This window comes from Vibrio fortis (assembly GCF_000695685.1).
In the GTDB taxonomy this organism is placed as follows: domain Bacteria; phylum Pseudomonadota; class Gammaproteobacteria; order Enterobacterales; family Vibrionaceae; genus Vibrio; species Vibrio fortis_A.
On record NZ_JFFR01000002.1, the window covers coordinates 553,622 to 574,468 of the forward strand.

Here is a 20,847-nt window from a genome sequence, read left to right on the forward strand (position 1 = left end):
TTGTAACTCAGATTCAACCACTAATTTTTATCAAGTTATCTATCTTTAACTTGTGATGGCTCGATTTTGTTTTTACTTGATGTTTATCGAACTCATTTACTCTTAAGACTAGTATTTCCTTAGGAAAATTCCATTTTCAGGGGGATTGGATTGCATATCGAACCACATCCTCTTTATGAGATAAATTTTTCAATTTAAGTGAGAACAAATAAGGACTTATTTTAAGCAATCGGAAATAGTCACTAACTAGCGTCAATTTCGACCATTATGCGATTTCGATGAAGCTATCGTGCTCAGATCTCGTCATGATGAAAATGCTAGTTTCGAAGCTATCGCGCTTCAAACGACATATGATTCGCCCGATGAAGCACAAAACAAAAAAGCCACGGTTCGCTAAAACAGTGGCTTCTTAAAATCATAGTTGTACTTTGAAAATCAGTCAGCTAGACGATTTGCAGTCCAAACATACAGAAGTTCTAAAGCAATGGTTGCTCCAGCTAATGCCGTAATGTCACTTTGGTCATAAGCTGGTGACACCTCGACAACATCCATTCCGACCATGTTTACACCTTGAAGACCACGAATAATCTTCAAGATTTTGTCGGAGTTCAGCCCACCACAGACCGGTGTACCGGTTCCTGGAGCAAACGCTGGGTCTAAACAATCAATATCAAACGTCAAGTAAACCGGCTTATCGCCGACGGTTTGCTTGATACGTGACACGATCTCATCAACGCTCAGATCATTGGCTTCCATCGCATTGATAACGTTAAACCCATGCTCATCTTTCTCATACTCAGTACGAATGCCAACTTGAACAGAATGCTCTTTCGAAATTAGCCCTTCGTTTGGCGCATGATAGAACATAGTACCGTGATCATAACGACTGCCATGGCTGTAGGTATCGGTATGTGCATCAAAGTGGATTAATGCCATTTCACCGTACTTTTTCGCGTAAGCGCGTAACAGCGGCAGTGTAATGAAATGATCACCACCTAAACCCAACAACGTTTTACCACTATTGAGGATTTCGGTTGCTGCTGCTTCTAGGCGTACCGTTAAATCTTCCGCATCGCCGGTATCAAACACCAAGTCTCCAGAGTCAATTACCTTGGTGTGATCGAAGACATTAAAGTCCCATGGAAATTTCTTTCCTTCCCATGCCAAGTTAACTGATGCACGACGAATCGCATCTGGACCTAGACGTGCTCCCGGACGACCCGAAGTTGCCATGTCTAGTGGCGCACCAAGCACCACCACATCAGCTTCAGCATCGACCGGATTTTGTACCAAAGGACGACGCATAAACGTCATCGCATTGGAGTACAACGAGTAGTCTTTTTTAGTAAACAGATCGTCCATTAAAAATCCTCTAAATAGGTGTAGCCCATCAAGCCTTGCTCTAACTCAGCAAGTACACTCTGCTGATCTTCTTGTGGTACTTTCGCACTGACCATCTCTTCGTAATTTTGGCGAATCAAATCCACATCGATGTGCACGTAGCGCATCATGTCAGCAACGGTGTCACCCTCATTGATGTAATCTAGGTTCGCTTTACCTTCGTCATCAACGTTTACAACCACACTGTGTGTATCACCAAACAGGTTGTGCATGTCACCCAAGATCTCTTGGTACGCGCCGACTAAGAAGAAGCCCATTAAGTACGGCTCATCTGGGTTCCAAGCAGGTACCGGTAGCGTTGTTTCAATACCTTGGCCGTCTACGTATTGATCTATCGTGCCGTCTGAATCACAAGTAATATCCAGAACCACTGCACGTCGCTCATTTACTCTATCCAAACCGCTTAATGGCAGTACAGGGAACACCTGATCAATACCCCATGCATCTGGTAGCGATTGGAACAGTGAGAAGTTCACGAAGAACTTGTCTGCCAATCGATCGCTTAGCTCATCCAAAATCGGACGATGGTAGCGGTTCTTTGTGCTCATCAACTGGTTTAACTCGTAGTTGATGCGCAGTGAAACCTGCTCTGCCCATGCTCGACTTTGAAGGTTCAACATGCCCGTTGCGAACTGGTTGTGCGCTTCTGCAATGTCACTCTGAGTATCGTTGTAAATCTCAATCAAAGCACGGTCATCGCTGCCATCGCGCAGTGACTGAAAGTTACGCCACATGTTTTTCAAAAGTAGTGGCGCATCTTCTTCAGGCTCTGCAATCATTTCCGGAGAGTAGCTCTCGGTACCAATAACGTTAGTGATCAAAACGGCGTGATGCGCTGTCAATGAACGCCCAGACTCAGAAATAATCACTGGCATTGGCTGTTGGTACTGCTTACATATGTCGCCGACTGTCGTCACGATGTTGCGCGCGTACTCAGCTAAACCGTAGTTCATCGAGTTCGATGACTGGCTACGTGTACCATCGTAGTCCACAGCTAAACCGCCACCAACATCGATGTAATCTAGCTGAGCACCGATATCACGCAGTTCACAGTAGAAACGAGCAGCTTCACTTACACCGTTTCGTACATCACGAATGTTTGCCATTTGTGAACCCAAATGGAAATGAACAAGCTCTAGTGCTTCTAACTGGTCTTCCGCTTTCAAACGCTCAATTACAGTCAACACTTGCGATGCAGATAAGCCGAACTTCGACTTCTCGCCACCACTTGCTTGCCACTTACCTGCTCCTTGAGAAGCAAGACGAATACGTAAACCTAAACGCGGTTTTACGCCTAACGCTTTCGCTTCTTGTAGAACAAGATCAAGCTCAGATAACTTTTCAAGTACGATGAAAACCTTATGACCCAGCTTCTCACCAATCAAAGCCAAGCGAACATACTCACGGTCTTTGTAGCCGTTACAAACAATCACTGAACTCGCTTTTTGAGCCAATGCTAGCACTGCTAATAGTTCTGGTTTGCTACCCGCTTCTAGCCCCAGCTGTTTTTGTTCTAGCTGTGCTTGGCTTGCTAAAATCTCATCGACGACTTCTTTTTGTTGGTTTACCTTGATTGGGTATACCAAAAGATAGCGGTTGTCGTATTGATACTCATCGATAGCTTGGTTGAACGCATTACAGATATTGTGCACTCGTTGATGAACAATCTGTGGGAATCGCACCAATGCTGGTAAACCGACATTCTTCTGTTCAAGTTGCTTAACAATATTGCTTAAAGGAATTTGATGATCTGCTTTGCTTGGAGAGACATACACTTCCCCATTATCATCAATACCGTAGAAACCTTGGCTCCAGTGCTTAACGTTATATTCTGCACGGATGCGATCTAAATTAACTGATTGTTCCATTTCAAGAGACCTCACTATATAGGGCCATCACCAAGTAACACCCTGTTCAGACAAGTGGCGTTACCCAAGCTAAATCGATACGTTACGATTCGTTGCGCGCATTAACTGATATTCTGGCGAGTGAGTCCAATCATAGATATTTGTCGTGTCGACAATAGTTGTTTTAGGCACTCGCGAGATATTGGTACATCAAGGCTTGTCACCAATTCTCGGTGTAATACGCCATGATCATTTGGTCAGATATTTTTCGTAACCCATAAGAAACCCATAATTTTTTGCTGTTTTAGGCACGAGCTTCCCCCTGTTTATCTTTTAAACTATTTTCAAACTTTGGCTTGTAAAACGGCGAGGACTGGTATAAATTTGAATCACTGACCGATCGGTCAGTCAGTTTAATGGGGAGCCAAAATCAATGAACCACAATCCAATGACCAATGATGAAGCAGTATCAAATGCTGATATGACCAAGGTATTCGCCCAGCAGAAAAGTTACTTTCGAGCGAATTCGAATACTGACTTACAAACACGCCAAAACAACCTAGCTCGTCTAAAAGAGCTGCTTGTGCGTTACCAAGATCAAATCATCGACGCACTATCAGAAGATTATGGTCAAAGAGCAAGATACGACTCCCTCATTGCCGATATCACGCCTTCGCTGCACTTGATTGATTACAATCGAAAGAATCTTAAAAAATGGATGAAGCCTTCTCGCCGAGGTGCTGGATTAATGCTTCAGCCAGCAAAAGTAAGCGTTCATTATCAACCACTAGGCGTTGTTGGCATCATTGTTCCTTGGAACTTCCCTATTACCCTATCGATTGGCCCATTGGCGACTGCATTGGCTGCGGGTAACGTTGCGATGATGAAAATGTCTGAGTTCACGCCTGCAACAAACCGTGTTTTGAAAAAGATGTTGAACGAAGGATTTAATGAAGATCAAATCGCGATCATTGAAGGCGAAGCGGATGTTGCCGCTCAATTCAGCGCTCTTCCTTTCGACCACATTATGTTTACAGGTTCTACAACCGTAGGTAAGCATGTAATGAAAGCAGCTTCAACGAACCTAACTCCGGTTACTCTAGAGCTCGGCGGCAAGTCACCGACCGTGATCGCGCCTGATATAGACGTGATGGATGCCGTTGAGCGAATTCTATTTTCTAAGAGCCTCAACGCTGGGCAAATTTGTGTCGCACCAGACTACATACTGATCCCTAAAGCGAAAGTTAATGAGTTTGTTGAAGCTTATAAGAGTTACTTCAGAAAACTTTACCCTGCAGGTCTTGAGAGCAAAGAGCTCACATCAGTCATCAATCAACGTCAGTATGCTCGACTAAAAGGTGTTATTGACGATGCTAAGCAAAAAGGTGCTACCGTTCATACAGTGAGCGAGCAAGCTCAAGACGATGTAAATCATCGCATGACACCTCATCTACTGACTGACGTCAATGACGACATGATTGCTCTACAAGATGAGTTATTTGGCCCAGTTCTACCGATCGTCCCTTATGACACGCTAGACGAAGCGATTGAGTACATCAATGATCGTCCTCGCCCACTGGCGCTATACATCATGAGTCACGAAAGCGAAACGCAGAATGCAATCCTCAACAGAACTCATTCTGGTGGTGTGTGTATTAATGACTCTCTGGTTCACGTCGCCGCTGATGATGCACCGTTTGGCGGAATTGGCCCATCAGGCATGGGGCATTATCATGGTATCGAAGGATTCAAAACCTTTAGTCACGCTAAAACCGTTCTGAGTCGAGGAAAAATCAACTACACAAAACTGCTGCATCCTCCGTATAATAGCGCGTTCAAGAAATTGATTTTTAAAGTGATTAACCGATGACCACAAAAAGACAGCAGATCTTAGATTCAGCCCTTCAACTCTTTGCCGAACAAGGCGTTGAAGGCACATCTACAGCCCAAATTGCAAAAGCAGCAGGTGTGGCAAAGGCGACTCTGTTTCATCACTTTGAAAACAAATCACTGCTGGTTGATGAGCTTTTTAGAGAGCTGAAGCAAACTCTATTCAATACGATTTTTCAGGGAGTGGACTCATCTTCAGCGCCACTGTACTCAAAAATGAACCAACTTTGGTTAGTCGGGATTGATTGGGCTTCGGTTCACCCAGATGCCATGAGATTTTTCTCTAATATTCACTTCCACCCAGCGACAGAAGAGAGACAAAGCATTGTCGCAGAGTTGTTTATAACATTGGACGAGAATATTCGAGCAGGGCAAAAATCCGGTGAATTGTTGACGTTAGATATTGAACTTGTTCGTCACTTTATCCATAGTCACTTTTTGATCTCAGTAAACTGGTTGCTAGACCAAAAGCAGCTCTCGACTGAAGAACAACAGAATTACGTTCAACAGAGTTTTGATATGTGTTGGCGAGCTATTGGCGGCACACAACCTGATTAGCTTATTAACTGATTAGCTATTAACGTTCATTAAATACAACAAAGCCACCATCAAGGGTGGCTTTTCATTTTGTAAATTAACTCAACGCGTATTCTACACCCTGCTTTGCGTGGATCTCAGTAGTGTCGTACAGAGGTACTTGCGTGTCTTGTTGATTCACCAACAGCGCAATCTCTGTGCAGCCTAAAATTACAGCTTGAGCACCTTCGGCATATAGCTTGTCAATGATCGTAAGGTACTGCTTCTTAGAGCTTTCTTTAATAACGCCTTTGCAAAGTTCATCATAAATGATGGTATGCACTGCATCTTGGTCTTCTGAACTTGGTACTACCACATCCATACCGAATTTATCTTTAAGGCGGCCTTTATAGAAATCTTGCTCCATGGTAAAGCGAGTCCCCAATAAACCCGCCTTTTCGATGCCATCCGCTTGCAACACGTTTGCTGTAGCATCCGCGATATGGAGAACTGGAATAGAAATACGTGATTCGATCTCTGGTACTACTTTGTGCATCGTATTGGTACATATCATTAGAAAATCGGCACCCGCTTTTTCTACCGACTCTGCTGCATCAGAAAGTAGAACCGCTGTTTCATCCCATTTTCCTTGGTGTTGAAGCTTTTCGATTTCATCGAAGTTAACACTGAAAAGTACCACTTTTGCTGAATTAAGCCCGCCCAATCTCGACTTCACGCCTTCATTGAGTGCTTTATAGTAACTGGCTGTCGACTCCCAACTCATTCCACCTAACAGACCGATCGTTTTCATACTTCCCTCTACTCAAATTGAATACATAGCGTTGCTAGAAACCCTGCTCTAATTAATGTTTTATCAAGCAATTTAGTAAGATGCAACATGGTGCAGCCCTCGCAATCATTAGCTAAGACACGTACACTACCCGCCTAAATGAAACACAATCAGAAGGCTTAGGTTTGCAAACTCTAGAACAACTACAATCCGGACAATTATTGGGCTCAACACATTTAAAATTGGCTGAAGGCCTTCAAACGTTCCCAATAGAAATCATAGAGCTTGCAGACACCCTCGAAGTGCTCGACCTTTCAGGTAATTCACTATCTGAACTTCCACAAGAGCTGGCAAAACTGACCAAGCTGCGCATTATCTTTGCGTCTAATAACAAGTTCACTCACCTTCCAGAGGTGTTGGGTGAACTGCCAAACCTTGAAATGGTTGGCTTTAAAACGAACCAAATTAAGACGGTAAGTGAACATTCATTACCTACCCAACTACGCTGGTTGATTCTGACTGACAACGCGATTGAGGTATTGCCAGAAAGCCTAGGACACCGCCCACGACTACAAAAACTGGCGCTAGCAGGCAACCAAATTAAAGCGTTGCCAAAAAGCATGGAAAATCTCAACAACCTCGAACTGGTTCGCCTATCTGCTAACCAATTGGCCGAGTTTCCGGAACTACTGATTAAGCTTCCTAAATTAGCGTGGCTAGCATTTGCGGGGAATCCATTCTGTAAACATCCTAAATCTCTCGATAGCGTACCGCAAGTAAAGACGACGAGTTATCGTTTGAATCAGGTATTGGGGCAAGGTGCGAGTGGCGTTATCTCTCATGCAAACTGGGTTGATGACAAGTTTGACTTTCCAAACGAAGTAGCAGTTAAAGTATTTAAAGGTGAAGTGACTAGTGATGGGTATCCACATGATGAATTAGAAGCATGTCTTCAAGCAGGTCATCACGATAATCTTGTTAAGTCGATTGCACAAGTGGATGATGGCGACGACCTAGCATTGGTTATGGAGCTCATCCCTGAAAGCTATTACAACCTAGGGCTGCCGCCAACACTCGAAACTTGTACGCGTGATACTTTCCCAGAAGGTTTCGAACTACCTATCGAGCAAGTCAACAACATCGTTACCCAGATGATTGATGTGTTTAATCATTTACACGACAACAAGGTTTGTCATGGCGACCTATACGCACACAACACCTTGGTCAATAAGCAGGGTCAGATGATCTTCGGCGACTTTGGTGCTGCAACCATCTATGGATACCTAACTACAGAACAACAGCAAGGCATTCGCCGTATTGAAGCTCGTGCTTTGAAACACTTCATAGATGATCTACTGACAATTTGTGCCAAGCAAGACCTTGAGAGTGAACTGTACTCACGCCTTGCTAGCTTCAATGCTTAGTCACCAGATAAAGACTCTAAAACAAAGAAAGCACAACGCGCGTGCTAAAAACGACAAAGCCAACATCACTGTTGGCTTTTTTATTGGATTACGAAGCGACTTGGCTTTTAACTCTCTACCTGAACCAGCTTTAAGTATGAGTGCAGCTCTTCATTTTTGTATTCCACAGCAGAGTGAATATTGAGGTCGCCATTAGCTACTACAGCAAATTGGTAGCGATTATCGCCCTTGATGATTTCAACATGCAGCAAACCTTCTTTGAGATGCCAATGCCCTTTCGTCTCAAAACGGTCAAACAAGCGATACTCATTTAAAGTGCCATCATTGTGAAAGTGTACCTCTGTAATATAGCCACCAGGACAGCTCTTCACCCAAACTCGGTTTTCGATATCACTGATAACAAAATCGCGCTTAGTTTCGCGCCAAGCCAAAAAGGCTTCGCTATCGTAAAGAGCGATATTAAGATCAGTGCGAGAGATTAACGGCTGATCAGTTTGCTCACGGCAATAAAGTTGCAACAGGATTTGCTGTACCGTGTGATTCTGTAACTGAGCCATTAACACTTCCCCTCAATCAATCTATTTAGCTATCAACGCTTTACTTACAATTAAACCAGCTCGTAGGAGACAACGTACAGTTGAGAAATACCTGGGTAGATATCTTGAATAACGTCTTTAAGTACTTGCAGCGTCATGTTTTCTTGTTGAGCGTGGAACTCCCCCAGCTCATCAAACAAAATCGGCTCGACGCTAATGATTTTAAGGCTACAGAATACACGCCCCTCTTCTAACGTTGATACTTCTACAACGCTACCCGGTTGGTAATCACGCTCAGATTCGTCACGGATGGTAATAGTCTTTTTACCTGAAAGAATGTCAGCTTCAAAACGCTCAAAGAACGTCATAGTGGTTGGTGCGGCCATGGATTTCAATCACTTGTCATTAAAGGTTTAGATACTTGTTTATATACCAGAATATCTAACGAAGCGAATGAAAATTGGATTTGAGATGCGAGAGAATATGACAAGGCCAAATTGCGGGCAATAAAAAAGGAGAGCCTAAGCTCTCCTTCTCTTAATCCTAAATGCAAACTCTAATTAAAGAGCAGCTTTTGCTTTTTCAACTAGAACTGCGAATGCAGCTTTGTCGAATACCGCGATGTCAGCAAGGATCTTACGGTCGATCTCGATAGATGCTTTCTTAAGACCGTTGATGAAACGGCTGTAAGATAGACCATTCTGACGAGATGCAGCGTTGATACGTGCAATCCATAGTTGACGGAATTGACGTTTCTTGTTGCGACGGTCACGGTAAGCGTATTGACCAGCTTTAGTAACTGCTTGGAAAGCTACGCGGTAAACACGAGAACGTGCACCGTAGTAACCTTTAGCTTGTTTTAGAACTTTCTTATGACGTGCACGAGCTTGTACACCACGTTTTACGCGAGGCATTATGCTTCTCCTAAACTAAACGATTATTAAACTAAAAAGAATTAAGCGTATGGCATCATACGAGCAACTGCAGCCACTTCACACTTAGGAAGGATTGCATTTGGACGTAGCTGACGCTTGTTCTTAGTAGTACGCTTAGTCAGGATGTGACGTTTACCAGCGTGCTTAAACTTAATACCACCAGCAGTTTTCTGGAAACGCTTAGCAGCACCTTTGTTGGTTTTCATCTTAGGCATGATGAATAACTCCGCATTGTTGAGTTGTTAATAACAATAGTAATTAGGGCGAATAAAACCCCGCAACCAGAGGCTGCAGGGTTCAATTACTTGCAAAGCCGTTAATTACTTCTTTTTAGGGGCCAATACCATGATCATTTGGCGGCCTTCGATTCGAGTCGGGAAAGATTCTACAACAGCTAAATCTACTGTATCTTCTTTCAGACGATTCAAAACGTCGACACCGATGTCTTGGTGAGCCATTTCGCGGCCACGGAAGCGAATTGTTACCTTCACTTTGTTGCCGTCTTCTAGGAAACGCGTCAGGTTGCGTAGTTTTACCTGATAGTCTCCAATGTCAGTTCCAGGACGGAATTTTACTTCCTTAATCTGAATCTGCTTTTGCTTCTTCTTCTGCTCTTTCGCAGCTTTGCTCTTCTCGAAGAGGAACTTACCGTAGTCCATCACACGACAAACTGGCGGCTCGGCGTTAGGGCTGATCTCTACAAGATCCATACCAGCTTCTACAGCTGCATCAAGCGCTTCTTGGATAGAAACGATACCAACGGCTTCACCGTCAGCGCCTGTTAGACGAACTTCACGAACGCCACGAATTTCACCGTTTAAACGATGCTGGTTTTGTTTGGCCGGTTGTTGGCCACGTCTTCCGCCTTTAATAGCTTATTCCTCCAGATTGAGCTTACGGCTTGAAACCTCGGCTTGGATGTAAGAAATAAAGTCATCCACTTTAAACTTGCCTAGGTCTTTACCTTTACGTGTACGTACTGCAATTTCACCGGCTTCCATTTCTTGGTCACCACATACAAGCATGAACGGTACACGTTTCAAAGTGTGTTCGCGAATTTTAAAGCCAATCTTCTCATTTCTCAAGTCTGCTTTGACTCTAAATCCACTTTTTTGCAGTTTTTTCGTAATTTCTTGTACGTATTCCGACTGTTTGTCGGTAATGCCCATTACAACTGCTTGTTCTGGCGCCAACCACGTTGGGAAGAAGCCAGCGTATTCTTCAATTAGAATACCGATGAAGCGCTCTAGAGAACCTAAAATCGCGCGGTGAATCATAACTGGCGTGTGACGCTCGTTATCTTCACCAACGTAAGTTGCACCTAGACGCTCTGGTAATGCAAAATCGAGCTGCACTGTACCACATTGCCATGCACGGTCCAAACAATCATGCAAAGTAAATTCAATCTTAGGACCGTAGAACGCGCCCTCACCTTCTTGAATCTCGTATGCAATTTCCATTGACTCTAGTGCAAGCTTAAGGTCAGCCTCAGCGCGGTCCCACATTTCGTCAGAACCTACACGTTGCTCTGGACGAGTAGACAGCTTAACAACAATGTTTTCGAAACCGAAAGTTGTGTAAGTGTCGTAAACCATTTCAATACAAGCTTTAACTTCTTGTTGAACTTGGTCTTCAGTACAGAATACGTGAGCATCATCTTGAGTAAAGCCACGAACACGCATGATGCCGTGAAGCGCACCAGATGGCTCGTTACGGTGACAAGAGCCGAACTCAGCCATACGTAGCGGTAGATCACGGTAAGATTTAAGACCTTGGTTGAAGATCTGTACGTGACCTGGGCAGTTCATTGGCTTGATAGCGTATTCACGGTTCTCTGAAGATGTTGTGAACATCGCTTCTGCGTATTTGTCCCAGTGACCAGAGCGTTCCCAAAGTACACGGTCCATCATTAGTGGGCCTTTTACTTCTTGGTAATCGTACTCAGTCAGTTTTTGACGTACAAACACTTCTAGTTCACGGAAAATAGTCCAACCGTTGTGGTGCCAGAACACCATGCCTGGTGCTTCTTGCTGCATGTGGAATAGATCCAATGCTTTACCAATCTTACGGTGGTCACGCTTTGCTGCTTCTTCTAGACGAACTAGGTGAGCTTTAAGCGCTTTTTTATCGTGGAATGCAGTACCGTAGATACGTTGCAGCATCTTGTTGTCACTGTTACCACGCCAGTAAGCACCCGCTACGTTAAGTAGAGTGAAGTGCTGACAGAAACCCATATGTGGTACGTGTGGACCACGACACATATCGATGTATTCTTCATGGTGGTATAGGCCTGGACGGTCGTCTTTAGAAACGTTCTCGTCTAGGATTTCCATTTTGTATGTTTCGCCGCGAGCTTCGAAAGCATCACGCGCTTCCTGCCAGCTAACTTTCTTCTTAACAACCTGGTACTTGGTCTTAGCCAGCTCTTTCATGCGCTTTTCAATCTTCTCAAGATCTTCTTGCGTTAGAGAGTGCTCTAGGTCGATGTCGTAGTAGAAGCCATTGTCGATCGTTGGACCGATCGCCATTTTCGCTTCTGGGAATAGCTGCTTAACCGCGTGACCAAGAAGGTGAGCACAAGAGTGACGTACAATTTCAAGACCATCAACTTCATCTTTAGCTGTGATGATTTCTAGGCTTGCATCGTTCTCGATTAGGTCGCAAGCATCAACACGCTCGCCATCTACACGACCAGCAATGGTTGCTTTCGCAAGACCAGGACCGATTGATAGGGCAACATCTAGAGTTGATACAGGGTTGTCAAATTGACGCTGACTGCCGTCAGGAAGAGTAATAATTGGCATTATTTGTCCTTTACAGTGGTGTTGCACACCAAGCAACACATGAAAATGTTTAATATATGTCGGTCAACCAAGCGGAGTTGGTTGGGGATATATGAATAAGTAAAACTCACTTTTCAAGAAACAAATACAGATGCCTCTTTAAAAAGTGAGCGAGCATTGTAACGAATTCATATTAAATAACAATGACCGCTTTCTGTCGTGTACTTCCGGTAAGCACGAAAAACCAAGAATTCAAACAAAAAAACAAAAGTTAATAAGATGTTAAAGCTCTCTTTTACCACTAAGCTTAACTTACTATCGCTAGTTAGCCTTGGGGGTGGGAATGAAAAACAGAGTTGTAATTCAAACGCTGAGCTTTGTGACTCTCCTTTATAGTGTGCCTAGCTTTTCTAGCGATGAATATGGACCGCTATTGAGCTATGTCCAATCCCCTATGCATTCGACTCGTCACACTCCAACCCTACGTTCAGGCTTCCCTATTGATGATGGTGACATTGAACTTTTCGCCAGCTTTACTGCCGCGAGTATCTGGGCCAACTCCCACGATTATCATCTCGACTACTATCAAAACCAGCTTCATACCGGGCTTCGTTGGCAGGTGAACAGCAAGTGGCAGTTTGAGCTCAATTACCGCTGGCTTTACGCTGGCAACAACCATCTAGATAGTCTGATTATCGATTTTCATGATTTCTTTAGCATTGACCAAGCAGGGCGAGATCAGAAGAATAAACACGAATTCGACATTTATGCGCCACAGCATGGTGTCAACGTCTCCGACTTCTCTGGAGATACGTTGACCAGCGCATTTACGCTATATAGCCAATACCAATTTATCAACACCCAATCACATGGCTTGTCGCTGGGCGTCGCTCTATATAGAAACAACGTTAACAACGGTATCTTTGAAGGGGAAAGCTTTGAACAGAGTGCGCAGTTAAATTACAGCTATGCATTTACGGATCAGAGTATCTACTCCTCTATCGCAATCACACACCAATCCGATTACGAACGAAAGAATGATTTCCCGCATAAAAGTACCCTGCTCGCTTTTATGGCAGGTTATCGTTTGGAACTACTAACCAACCATGAGCTTCATTTAGAATATCGACTTTATGAAGGCGCAGAGAATGGCTCTACAGAATTTTCAGAGCCAGCCAACGAAATTCTGTTCGGTTACCGCTATAAACTGCCCTTTGGCGCAGTGGAGCTATCCATTATTGAAAACGTCATCAACATGGACAACTCAACCGATGTTGGCTTTCAGATAGCTTATCGTCATCGAATTAGAGGCAGCGAATAATTTGCTCAGTAGAGCGCACCAATTCACTTGAATGCACCAGATACAAATAAGCCGCGCATAAACACGGCTTACTCTTGCTTAGTGACGACATAAAGCTATTTATTTATGAGTTCATGATACGAGAAACAGCAGCATTGATATCACTATCAGACGCATTGATTGGCAGGCTAAATGAGATGTATTGATCACCACGGAAACTTAATGAACGATCAATTTCAGCTAGGCAATGAACCGTATTACCATTCACGATAAATGAAAGCTCAATCTCTTTGTTATTGATGAAACCACCGCTTCTAAATTCTATCTCTTGGTAGCAACCCGACACAGACGAGAAAGTGTTACCCTTTAGGTAGCCCTTTTCAACATCGGCTTTGACCATTGTCATACCTGCAGCCTCAACACCTTGAATGATCTTCTCAACTGTCGGCAAAGGTTTTACAACGATAAAGTCACGATCTTTAGGGTCAATCGCGAAGCCGATATCTAGGTTTGTTTCTACCCATACATGGCACTGGTTCATTTTCGCGTTAAGTGCCGTGATTGGCGTTTCATCATTCAGCTTTAAGCGAAATGGAACTTGCTTGGTCTCACCCGGTTGAATGGTGAATGGCTCTACTGCTTGAATTCTTCCTAAAGAAAAAGTCTCGTAACTCGTGCTGTCTTCCGTTTCCACTTTGACTTCAGTATTCAGTACCAAGTTAATCAAGTCGATCTGTTGCTCTACGTCACCACCGAGGATATGAACGTTGCCTGATAATTCACCACCTTGGAACACTTCAATATTATCCAAAACTGTGTCGACTTTCGCCGCACCTATACCCAACGAGGCTTTTAGCTTTTTAAACATACTTTCCCTTTTTAGAATTATCGTTTTTGAATGACTTATTTGAATGCATTAGAGGTCTACCGACAAATTTGCTGTAGTTGGATGATATTAGCAAGTAATTTGCCCTATCCATGAGTCATCACACCACACATTTCGTGTAAATATTGTAATCGTTGGCAAATCAGGTACTCTATTTGTATAGTCAATTGAGGGTTAAGTATGTCGAACGCGCCGTTATATTTGCAGATAAAGCAGTTTATTGATGACAAGATCTCTATGGGACACTGGCCACCCGGGCACAGAATTACCACAGAATTAGAACTGACCAAACAGTTTAACGTCAGCCGAATGACGGTGAACAAGGCCATCAGAGATCTGGTAAGTGAAGGGAAATTAGCACGCAAGCCGCGTCTCGGTACTTTCGTCTGTGAACCGACAGAAAAAGCCCAGTCTCCACTACTCGACATCAACAACATCGCTCAAGAGATACGTGAGCGTGGACAAGATCATCGAAGCCAAGTGGTTAAACACCTGCAAATCAACGCAGATGAAAAGACCGCCATGCAATTGGGCGTAATGATTAATACACCCATTTTTTATAGCGAAATCATCCACTTTTCTGACAACACACCGACGCAATTAGAGTGTCGCTGGGTGAACTCGGATATTGTTCCTAACTACCTTGATCAAGATTTTACTCACGCGACTCCGAATGAATATCTCTCAAACAACTGTCCACTGAGTGCCATAGAACACACAGTAGAGGCCATTGTACCGGAACATAAAGTTCAAGAGAGCCTAGAAATGGCAGCCAATGAGCCTTGCTTACTACTCAATCGTCGCACTTGGAGTGCTGAACGCTTGGTGAGTTTTGCCCTGCTTTATCACCCTGGTTCTAAATACAAATTAAGCTCTAAGATACTGCTCGATTAAAGCACATCATCCTGCTCATTGATCACAATTTTGCAACATCAACTTGATTAGTTAAGTACTTTAGCCTATTTATTTGTATATACATTTAAACAACCAAGGTTAACGATCGAAATGGCGACAAACTTGATCCTTAAAAATGCAAGTATCTGTTCAATGGCAGTTGGGGAGCTCGGCTACGCGCCGTCAACGCCTCAAGACATATTGGTCGTAGGTGGCAAAATTGCTCAAATTGTCCCATCAGAGTCAAACGCATTTGCCACACAAGAATCAATGTCAGATCACCAGGTCGTTGACTGTTCAGGCAAGTTAGTAACACCAGGGTTAATCGACAGCCACACTCATCTAATTTACGCGGGCAATCGTGCTAATGAGTTTGAGATGAGACTCAAAGGCGCAGCTTATACTGACATTGCAGCGCAAGGCGGCGGAATCTTATCAACGGTTCGAGCGACACGTGCCGCGACTGAAGAAGAACTCATTGAGCTAGCACTACCACGCCTTGATGGCCTGTTAAGTAGTGGCGTTACCACGGTTGAAGTTAAGTCCGGCTATGGTTTGACACTCGAAGACGAGTTAAAAATGCTCAGAGCGGCTAAGGCTTTGGAAAACTACCGTCGTGTACGCATCACAACCACCCTTTTGGCTGCACATACCGTTCCACCTGAGTTTAAAGACAACGCCGATGAGTATGTCGACCTCATCTGTAACACTATCATCCCACGAGTCGCTGCGGAAAAGCTTGCAGATTCAGTCGATGTGTTTTGTGAGTCGATTGGCTTTACGTTGGAGCAAACCGAGCGCGTCTTTCAAGCGGCCATAAAGTATAGCTTGTCCATCAAGGGGCACACAGAACAGCTCTCCAATATGGGGGGCAGTGCCTTAGCGGCAAACTATGGGGCGACCTCTGTTGATCATATTGAATATCTCGACCTTGCCGGTGTAAAAGCACTAAGCGAAAACAATACCGTTGCAAGCCTGCTACCGGGAGCTTTCTACTTTTTAAAAGAGACTCAGCAGCCACCTATCGAACTATTGCGCGAACACAAGGTGCCTATGGCGATCGCGACCGACTTAAACCCTGGGACTTCACCTTTTGCTGACCTCACTCTGATGATGAACATGAGTTGCACTCTCTTTGGTTTGACCCCGGAAGAGTCTTTAAGAGGCGTTACCTGCCACGCAGCGCAAGCCATTGGCAAAGCTGGTTCACGTGGGAGAATTGTAGAAGGTTACGACGGAGATTTCACAATCTGGAACATTGAGCATCCAGCGGATCTTAGCTATCAGGTCGGTGTACCACGCCTATCTAAACGTATCGTTGCAGGAGAGCTATGCCATGACAGCTTCTAACCTAACCCAACACAATCATAATTGGACAGGTCGTGATGACCTAGAAGACGGTGTAGATGGCAAGCGAGTTCACCACATCACGCAGGCCGTTGATTGCTTGAACATACCTTCTGAGCGAGGCATTGCGCTTATCGGTTTTGAGACTGACGCTGGCGTCGCACAAAACAAAGGACGCGTCGGAGCTAAGCAATCGCCGAACCTAATTCGCCAAGCACTCGCGAATATGGCATGGCATAACCAAGCGAATGTTTACGATCTCGGAAATGTAACCTGTGAAGGTGATGATCTCACCAACGCACAAGCGCAATGCGCTGAGGTAGTGACTCAAGCCCTAAAGGAAACACGCACCATCGTATTGGGCGGTGGGCATGAGATTGCTTGGTCATCATTTCAAGGGTTAGCCAATCACCTTGATCAGATATCACAAGATCAACCACCTCGTATTGGCATCATCAATTTCGATGCGCATTTCGATTTACGTGAACATGAAAGCGAGATCGCCGAAGTTAAACCAAGCTCAGGCACGCCATTCAATCAGATCCATCAATGGTGCCAAAAAAAAGGCTGGCCGTTTCACTACGCTTGTTTAGGTGTAAGCGCTGCGAGCAATACGCAAGCTCTGTTTAAAAAAGCAGACGCGCTCAATGTTTGGTATTTGAACGACCACCAGATCACCTACCCTAATCTGGTCGGTAACTTAGAAAAGCTGTCTGAATTTATCAAACAGTGTGACTACCTATATCTAACCATCGATCTTGATGTGTTCCCTGCGGCAACTGCACCCGGAGTCAGTGCTCCAGCAGCACGCGGAATCAGCTATGACAATCTCGCGCCGCTGTTAGAACTAGTACTTCAACACCCTGATAAATTGCTACTCGCTGACATTGCTGAGTACAACCCAAATTACGACATAGACCAACAGACGGCTCGACTTGCTGCGCGCCTATGTTGGGATATCGCCAACGCTATGGCAAACGCATAACTTTAATAAAAACAAAAGATAACGTGAACATAAGGAAATCCAACATGACGGAACATCACAATAGCGACCCTCGCCTAGATACCTCACGTGAGATTCGCGCTCCGCATGGTACGACACTGCGTACTAAATCTTGGCTGACAGAAGCGCCACTACGCATGTTAATGAATAACCTAGACCCAGACGTAGCTGAACACCCTCACTCGCTGGTTGTTTATGGTGGTATTGGCCGCGCTGCTCGCGACTGGAAATGCTTCGATACTATTGTTGAAGTATTAGAGCGCCTAGAAGACGACCAAACCCTATTGGTACAGTCAGGCAAACCAGTGGGCGTTTTCCCAACTCACAAAGACGCACCACGTGTATTAATTGCCAACTCAAACATAGTTCCACACTGGGCAAACTGGGAGCACTTTAACGAGCTCGATAAACAAGGCTTGATGATGTACGGCCAAATGACCGCAGGTAGCTGGATCTACATCGGCTCACAAGGCATCGTTCAGGGTACTTACGAAACCTTCGTTGCAATGGCTAAACAGCACTTCAATGGTGACGCAAAAGGACGCTGGATCCTAACAGGCGGCCTTGGTGGCATGGGCGGCGCTCAACCTCTAGCGGCAACCATGGCAGGTTTCTCTATGATCGCGGTTGAGTGTGACGAATCTCGTATCGATTACCGTCTGCGTACTGGCTATGTAGACAAAAAAGCTACCAGCCTAGATGAAGCAATGGCGATCATTACAGAATCTGAAACACCAGTTTCTGTTGGCCTACTTGGCAACGCAGCGGATGTATTCCCTGAGCTTGTAGAACGTAACATCACACCGGATGCAGTAACAGACCAAACCTCTGCTCACGACCCACTCAATGGCTACCTCCCTCAAGGTTGGTCAATGGAAAAAGCAGCGGAAGAGCGCTTAGCCGATGAAGCGAAAGTAGTAAAAGCAGCGAAGCAATCTATGGCAATCCAAGTGCAAGCGATGCTAGATCTACAAGAACGCGGCGCAGCAACCGTGGACTATGGTAATAACATTCGTCAAATGGCACTGGAAGAAGGTGTAGAAAACGCATTCGATTTCCCAGGATTCGTTCCTCAATATATCCGTCCCCTTTTCTGTGAAGGTATTGGTCCATTCCGTTGGGCTGCACTGTCTGGTGATCCAGAAGATATCTACAAAACTGACCAGAAAGTAAAAGAGCTGATTCCGGACAACCCACATCTTCACAACTGGCTAGATATGGCTCGTGAACGCATTCAATTCCAAGGTTTACCTGCTCGTATCTGTTGGGTTGGTTTGAAAGACCGTGAACGTTTAGGTCAGGCGTTCAACGAAATGGTTAAAAATGGCGAACTAAAAGCACCCGTCGTTATTGGTCGTGACCACCTAGATTCAGGCTCGGTAGCTAGTCCTAACCGTGAAACAGAAAGCATGATGGATGGCTCTGACGCTGTATCAGATTGGCCACTACTCAACGCTCTGCTGAATACCGCGGGCGGCGCAACTTGGGTGTCTCTACACCACGGTGGTGGTGTAGGTATGGGCTTCTCCCAGCACTCAGGTATGGTGATCTGTTGTGATGGTAGTGATGATGCGTCTCGTCGTATTGCCCGCGTACTGCATAACGACCCAGCAACCGGCGTAATGCGACACGCTGATGCAGGCTACGATATTGCTAAGCAGTGCGCGAAAGACCAAAAACTAGACCTACCGATGCTAAACGCTGAACTACGTAAGCTTTAAGAGTGAGAGAAGATATGTTGAACCTATTACTGAAACCAGGACAACTTGGCCTATCCGAGCTGCGTAAAATCAGCCGTAGCCCGGTGAACCTATCGTTGGATCCTGAAGCCATTCCTGATATCGAAGCAAGCACTCAGGTAGTTGAACAAGTGATCGCCGAAGATCGCACCGTGTATGGCATCAACACTGGTTTTGGCTTACTCGCAAACACCAAAATCGCACCTGAAGATTTAGAAGTACTACAGAAAAGTATCGTGCTTTCTCATGCTGCTGGTATCGGCAAGTTCATGTCTGACGAGACCGTTCGTCTAATGATGGTGCTAAAGATCAACAGCCTGTCACGTGGCTACTCGGGTATTCGCCTTAAGGTCATCAACGCCCTGATCGACCTAGTGAACGCACAAGTCTATCCTTGTGTGCCACAAAAAGGCTCTGTAGGTGCATCTGGCGACTTAGCACCCCTTGCTCATATGAGTACGGTTCTATTGGGTGAAGGTCAAGCACGTCACAATGGCAAGATCATCACGGGTCTAGAAGCGATGCAAATTGCAGGACTTGAGCCAATTACCCTAGCGCCAAAAGAGGGTCTAGCGCTACTCAACGGCACTCAAGCTTCGACAGCATTCGCGTTAGAAGGCTTGTTTGCGGCAGAAGATCTATTCGCTTCCGCAACAGTATGTGGTGCGATGTCAGTAGAAGCAGCGCTTGGAAGCCGTCGACCGTTTGACCCTCGAATCCACCGCGTACGTGGTCATCGTGGCCAGATGGACGCCGCATTGGCTTACCGTCACCTACTTGATCAAACCAGTGAAATTGGTGAGTCTCATACCTGCTGTGAAAAGGTTCAAGACCCGTATTCACTGCGTTGTCAGCCTCAAGTGATGGGCGCTTGTTTGCAACAAATCCGCAATGCAGCGGATATCCTAAAGATCGAAGCAAACTCTGTGTCTGATAACCCGTTAGTGTTTGCGGACGATGGCGACATCATTTCTGGCGGTAACTTCCACGCGGAACCTGTCGCTATGGCCGCAGATAACTTAGCGCTAGCAATTGCTGAGATTGGCAGTCTGTCTGAACGCCGCATGGCGCTATTGATTGACAGTGCATTGAGCAAACTACCTCCATTCTTGGTCGACAACGGTGGTGTAAACTCAGGCTTTATGATTGCTCAAGTAACATCGGCAGCGCTAGCAAGTGAAAACAAAACGCTCGCGCACCCTGCTTCGGTTGATAGCTTACCAACATCAGCAAACCAAGAAGACCACGTTTCTATGGCGACATTCGCAGGCCGCCGCTTGCGTGACATGGCCGAAAACACCCGTGGCATTCTTGCCGTTGAGTATTTGTCAGCAGCGCAAGGGCTTGATTTCCGAGCGCCAAACAAGTCTTCAGCTAGAGTAGAAGAAGCGAAGCAAATCCTGCGAGAGAAAGTCAGCTTTTACGACAAAGACCGCTATTTCGCGCCAGACATCGAACAAGCTAACTTGCTGCTTAAGCTTTCAGTACACAACCATCTAATGCCAGACGGTATTCTATGTAGCTTCTAAGTAGCAATATTCTACGTTAAGGATATC

General features: G+C 45.1%; 19 protein-coding genes. 9 read left to right on the top strand and 10 right to left on the bottom strand.

Features of this window, described 5'->3' with window-relative positions:
- Positions 1 to 435 precede the first annotated feature (435 nt).
- Positions 436 to 1,362: an agmatinase gene (speB, locus tag VFDL14_RS20290; protein ID WP_032549198.1), complete on the bottom strand. Its 927-nt coding sequence runs from the start codon at positions 1,360 to 1,362 to the stop codon at positions 436 to 438.
- Positions 1,362 to 3,269, bottom strand: coding sequence for an arginine decarboxylase (gene speA, locus VFDL14_RS20285; RefSeq protein WP_032549200.1), 1,908 nt, complete (start codon positions 3,267 to 3,269; stop codon positions 1,362 to 1,364). The genes speB and speA overlap by 1 nt, the downstream gene beginning before the upstream one ends.
- A gap of 412 nt (positions 3,270 to 3,681) precedes the next feature.
- On the opposite strand from speA, the gene VFDL14_RS20280 reads away from it, so the two are divergent.
- Positions 3,682 to 5,118, top strand: coding sequence for a coniferyl aldehyde dehydrogenase (locus VFDL14_RS20280; RefSeq protein ID WP_032549202.1), 1,437 nt, complete (start codon positions 3,682 to 3,684; stop codon positions 5,116 to 5,118).
- A complete protein-coding gene (locus VFDL14_RS20275; RefSeq protein ID WP_032549203.1) occupies positions 5,115 to 5,696 on the top strand; it encodes a TetR/AcrR family transcriptional regulator in 582 nt (193 codons plus the stop codon). Before VFDL14_RS20280 ends, VFDL14_RS20275 begins: the two co-directional genes overlap by 4 nt.
- 76 nt (positions 5,697 to 5,772) lie before the next feature.
- Here the strand turns inward: VFDL14_RS20275 and VFDL14_RS0122915 are convergent, their stop codons facing one another.
- Positions 5,773 to 6,465 carry an aspartate/glutamate racemase family protein gene (locus VFDL14_RS0122915; protein ID WP_032549204.1) on the bottom strand — a complete coding sequence of 231 codons (693 nt, stop codon included), beginning with the start codon at positions 6,463 to 6,465 and terminating at the stop codon, positions 5,773 to 5,775.
- Positions 6,466 to 6,629: 164 nt separating this feature from the next.
- Between VFDL14_RS0122915 and VFDL14_RS20270 the strand changes: the two genes are divergently transcribed.
- Positions 6,630 to 7,868 (top strand): leucine-rich repeat-containing protein kinase family protein, encoded by a 1,239-nt coding sequence (locus tag VFDL14_RS20270; RefSeq protein ID WP_032549205.1) that lies wholly within the window; start codon positions 6,630 to 6,632, stop codon positions 7,866 to 7,868.
- A 107-nt stretch (positions 7,869 to 7,975) separates the two neighbouring features.
- Here the strand turns inward: VFDL14_RS20270 and VFDL14_RS20265 are convergent, their stop codons facing one another.
- The 6 genes from VFDL14_RS20265 to thrS all read right to left on the bottom strand — a co-directional run bounded on the left by VFDL14_RS20265 (position 7,976) and on the right by thrS (position 12,143).
- Entirely contained in the window at positions 7,976 to 8,425 is a 450-nt protein-coding gene (locus tag VFDL14_RS20265; RefSeq protein WP_032549206.1) for a hypothetical protein, read from the bottom strand.
- Between the two features lie 50 nt (positions 8,426 to 8,475).
- Positions 8,476 to 8,790 (bottom strand): N(4)-acetylcytidine aminohydrolase, encoded by a 315-nt coding sequence (yqfB, locus tag VFDL14_RS20260; protein WP_032549208.1) that lies wholly within the window; start codon positions 8,788 to 8,790, stop codon positions 8,476 to 8,478.
- A 174-nt stretch (positions 8,791 to 8,964) separates the two neighbouring features.
- Positions 8,965 to 9,318 (bottom strand): 50S ribosomal protein L20, encoded by a 354-nt coding sequence (gene rplT / locus VFDL14_RS20255; protein WP_004401084.1) that lies wholly within the window; start codon positions 9,316 to 9,318, stop codon positions 8,965 to 8,967.
- Positions 9,319 to 9,359: 41 nt separating this feature from the next.
- Positions 9,360 to 9,554 (bottom strand): 50S ribosomal protein L35, encoded by a 195-nt coding sequence (gene rpmI, locus VFDL14_RS20250; protein ID WP_032549209.1) that lies wholly within the window; start codon positions 9,552 to 9,554, stop codon positions 9,360 to 9,362.
- Between the two features lie 105 nt (positions 9,555 to 9,659).
- Positions 9,660 to 10,211 (bottom strand): translation initiation factor IF-3, encoded by a 552-nt coding sequence (gene infC / locus VFDL14_RS20245; protein WP_084181800.1) that lies wholly within the window; start codon positions 10,209 to 10,211, stop codon positions 9,660 to 9,662.
- Positions 10,212 to 10,214: 3 nt separating this feature from the next.
- Positions 10,215 to 12,143 carry a threonine--tRNA ligase gene (gene thrS, locus VFDL14_RS20240; protein ID WP_032549211.1) on the bottom strand — a complete coding sequence of 643 codons (1,929 nt, stop codon included), beginning with the start codon at positions 12,141 to 12,143 and terminating at the stop codon, positions 10,215 to 10,217.
- Between the two features lie 322 nt (positions 12,144 to 12,465).
- Between thrS and VFDL14_RS20235 the strand changes: the two genes are divergently transcribed.
- Positions 12,466 to 13,443, top strand: a complete 978-nt coding sequence (locus tag VFDL14_RS20235) for a DUF3187 family protein (protein ID WP_050487310.1) — start codon at positions 12,466 to 12,468, stop codon at positions 13,441 to 13,443.
- Positions 13,444 to 13,546: 103 nt separating this feature from the next.
- On the opposite strand, the gene VFDL14_RS20230 is transcribed toward VFDL14_RS20235, so the two are convergent.
- Positions 13,547 to 14,290 (bottom strand): sporulation protein, encoded by a 744-nt coding sequence (locus VFDL14_RS20230; protein ID WP_032549212.1) that lies wholly within the window; start codon positions 14,288 to 14,290, stop codon positions 13,547 to 13,549.
- A 198-nt stretch (positions 14,291 to 14,488) separates the two neighbouring features.
- On the opposite strand from VFDL14_RS20230, the gene hutC reads away from it, so the two are divergent.
- From hutC to hutH, 5 genes are all read left to right on the top strand, one after another.
- On the top strand, positions 14,489 to 15,202 hold the full coding sequence (gene hutC, locus VFDL14_RS20225; RefSeq protein ID WP_032549213.1) for a histidine utilization repressor: 714 nt from the start codon (positions 14,489 to 14,491) through the stop codon (positions 15,200 to 15,202).
- Positions 15,203 to 15,313: 111 nt separating this feature from the next.
- On the top strand, positions 15,314 to 16,552 hold the full coding sequence (hutI, locus tag VFDL14_RS20220) for an imidazolonepropionase (RefSeq protein ID WP_032549215.1): 1,239 nt from the start codon (positions 15,314 to 15,316) through the stop codon (positions 16,550 to 16,552).
- Positions 16,539 to 17,534, top strand: a complete 996-nt coding sequence (hutG, locus tag VFDL14_RS20215) for a formimidoylglutamase (protein ID WP_032549216.1) — start codon at positions 16,539 to 16,541, stop codon at positions 17,532 to 17,534. The genes hutI and hutG overlap by 14 nt, the downstream gene beginning before the upstream one ends.
- A gap of 44 nt (positions 17,535 to 17,578) precedes the next feature.
- Positions 17,579 to 19,273 carry a urocanate hydratase gene (hutU, locus tag VFDL14_RS20210; RefSeq protein WP_032549217.1) on the top strand — a complete coding sequence of 565 codons (1,695 nt, stop codon included), beginning with the start codon at positions 17,579 to 17,581 and terminating at the stop codon, positions 19,271 to 19,273.
- 14 nt (positions 19,274 to 19,287) lie between these two features.
- Positions 19,288 to 20,820 carry a histidine ammonia-lyase gene (gene hutH / locus VFDL14_RS20205; protein ID WP_032549218.1) on the top strand — a complete coding sequence of 511 codons (1,533 nt, stop codon included), beginning with the start codon at positions 19,288 to 19,290 and terminating at the stop codon, positions 20,818 to 20,820.
- Positions 20,821 to 20,847: the final 27 nt, after the last annotated feature.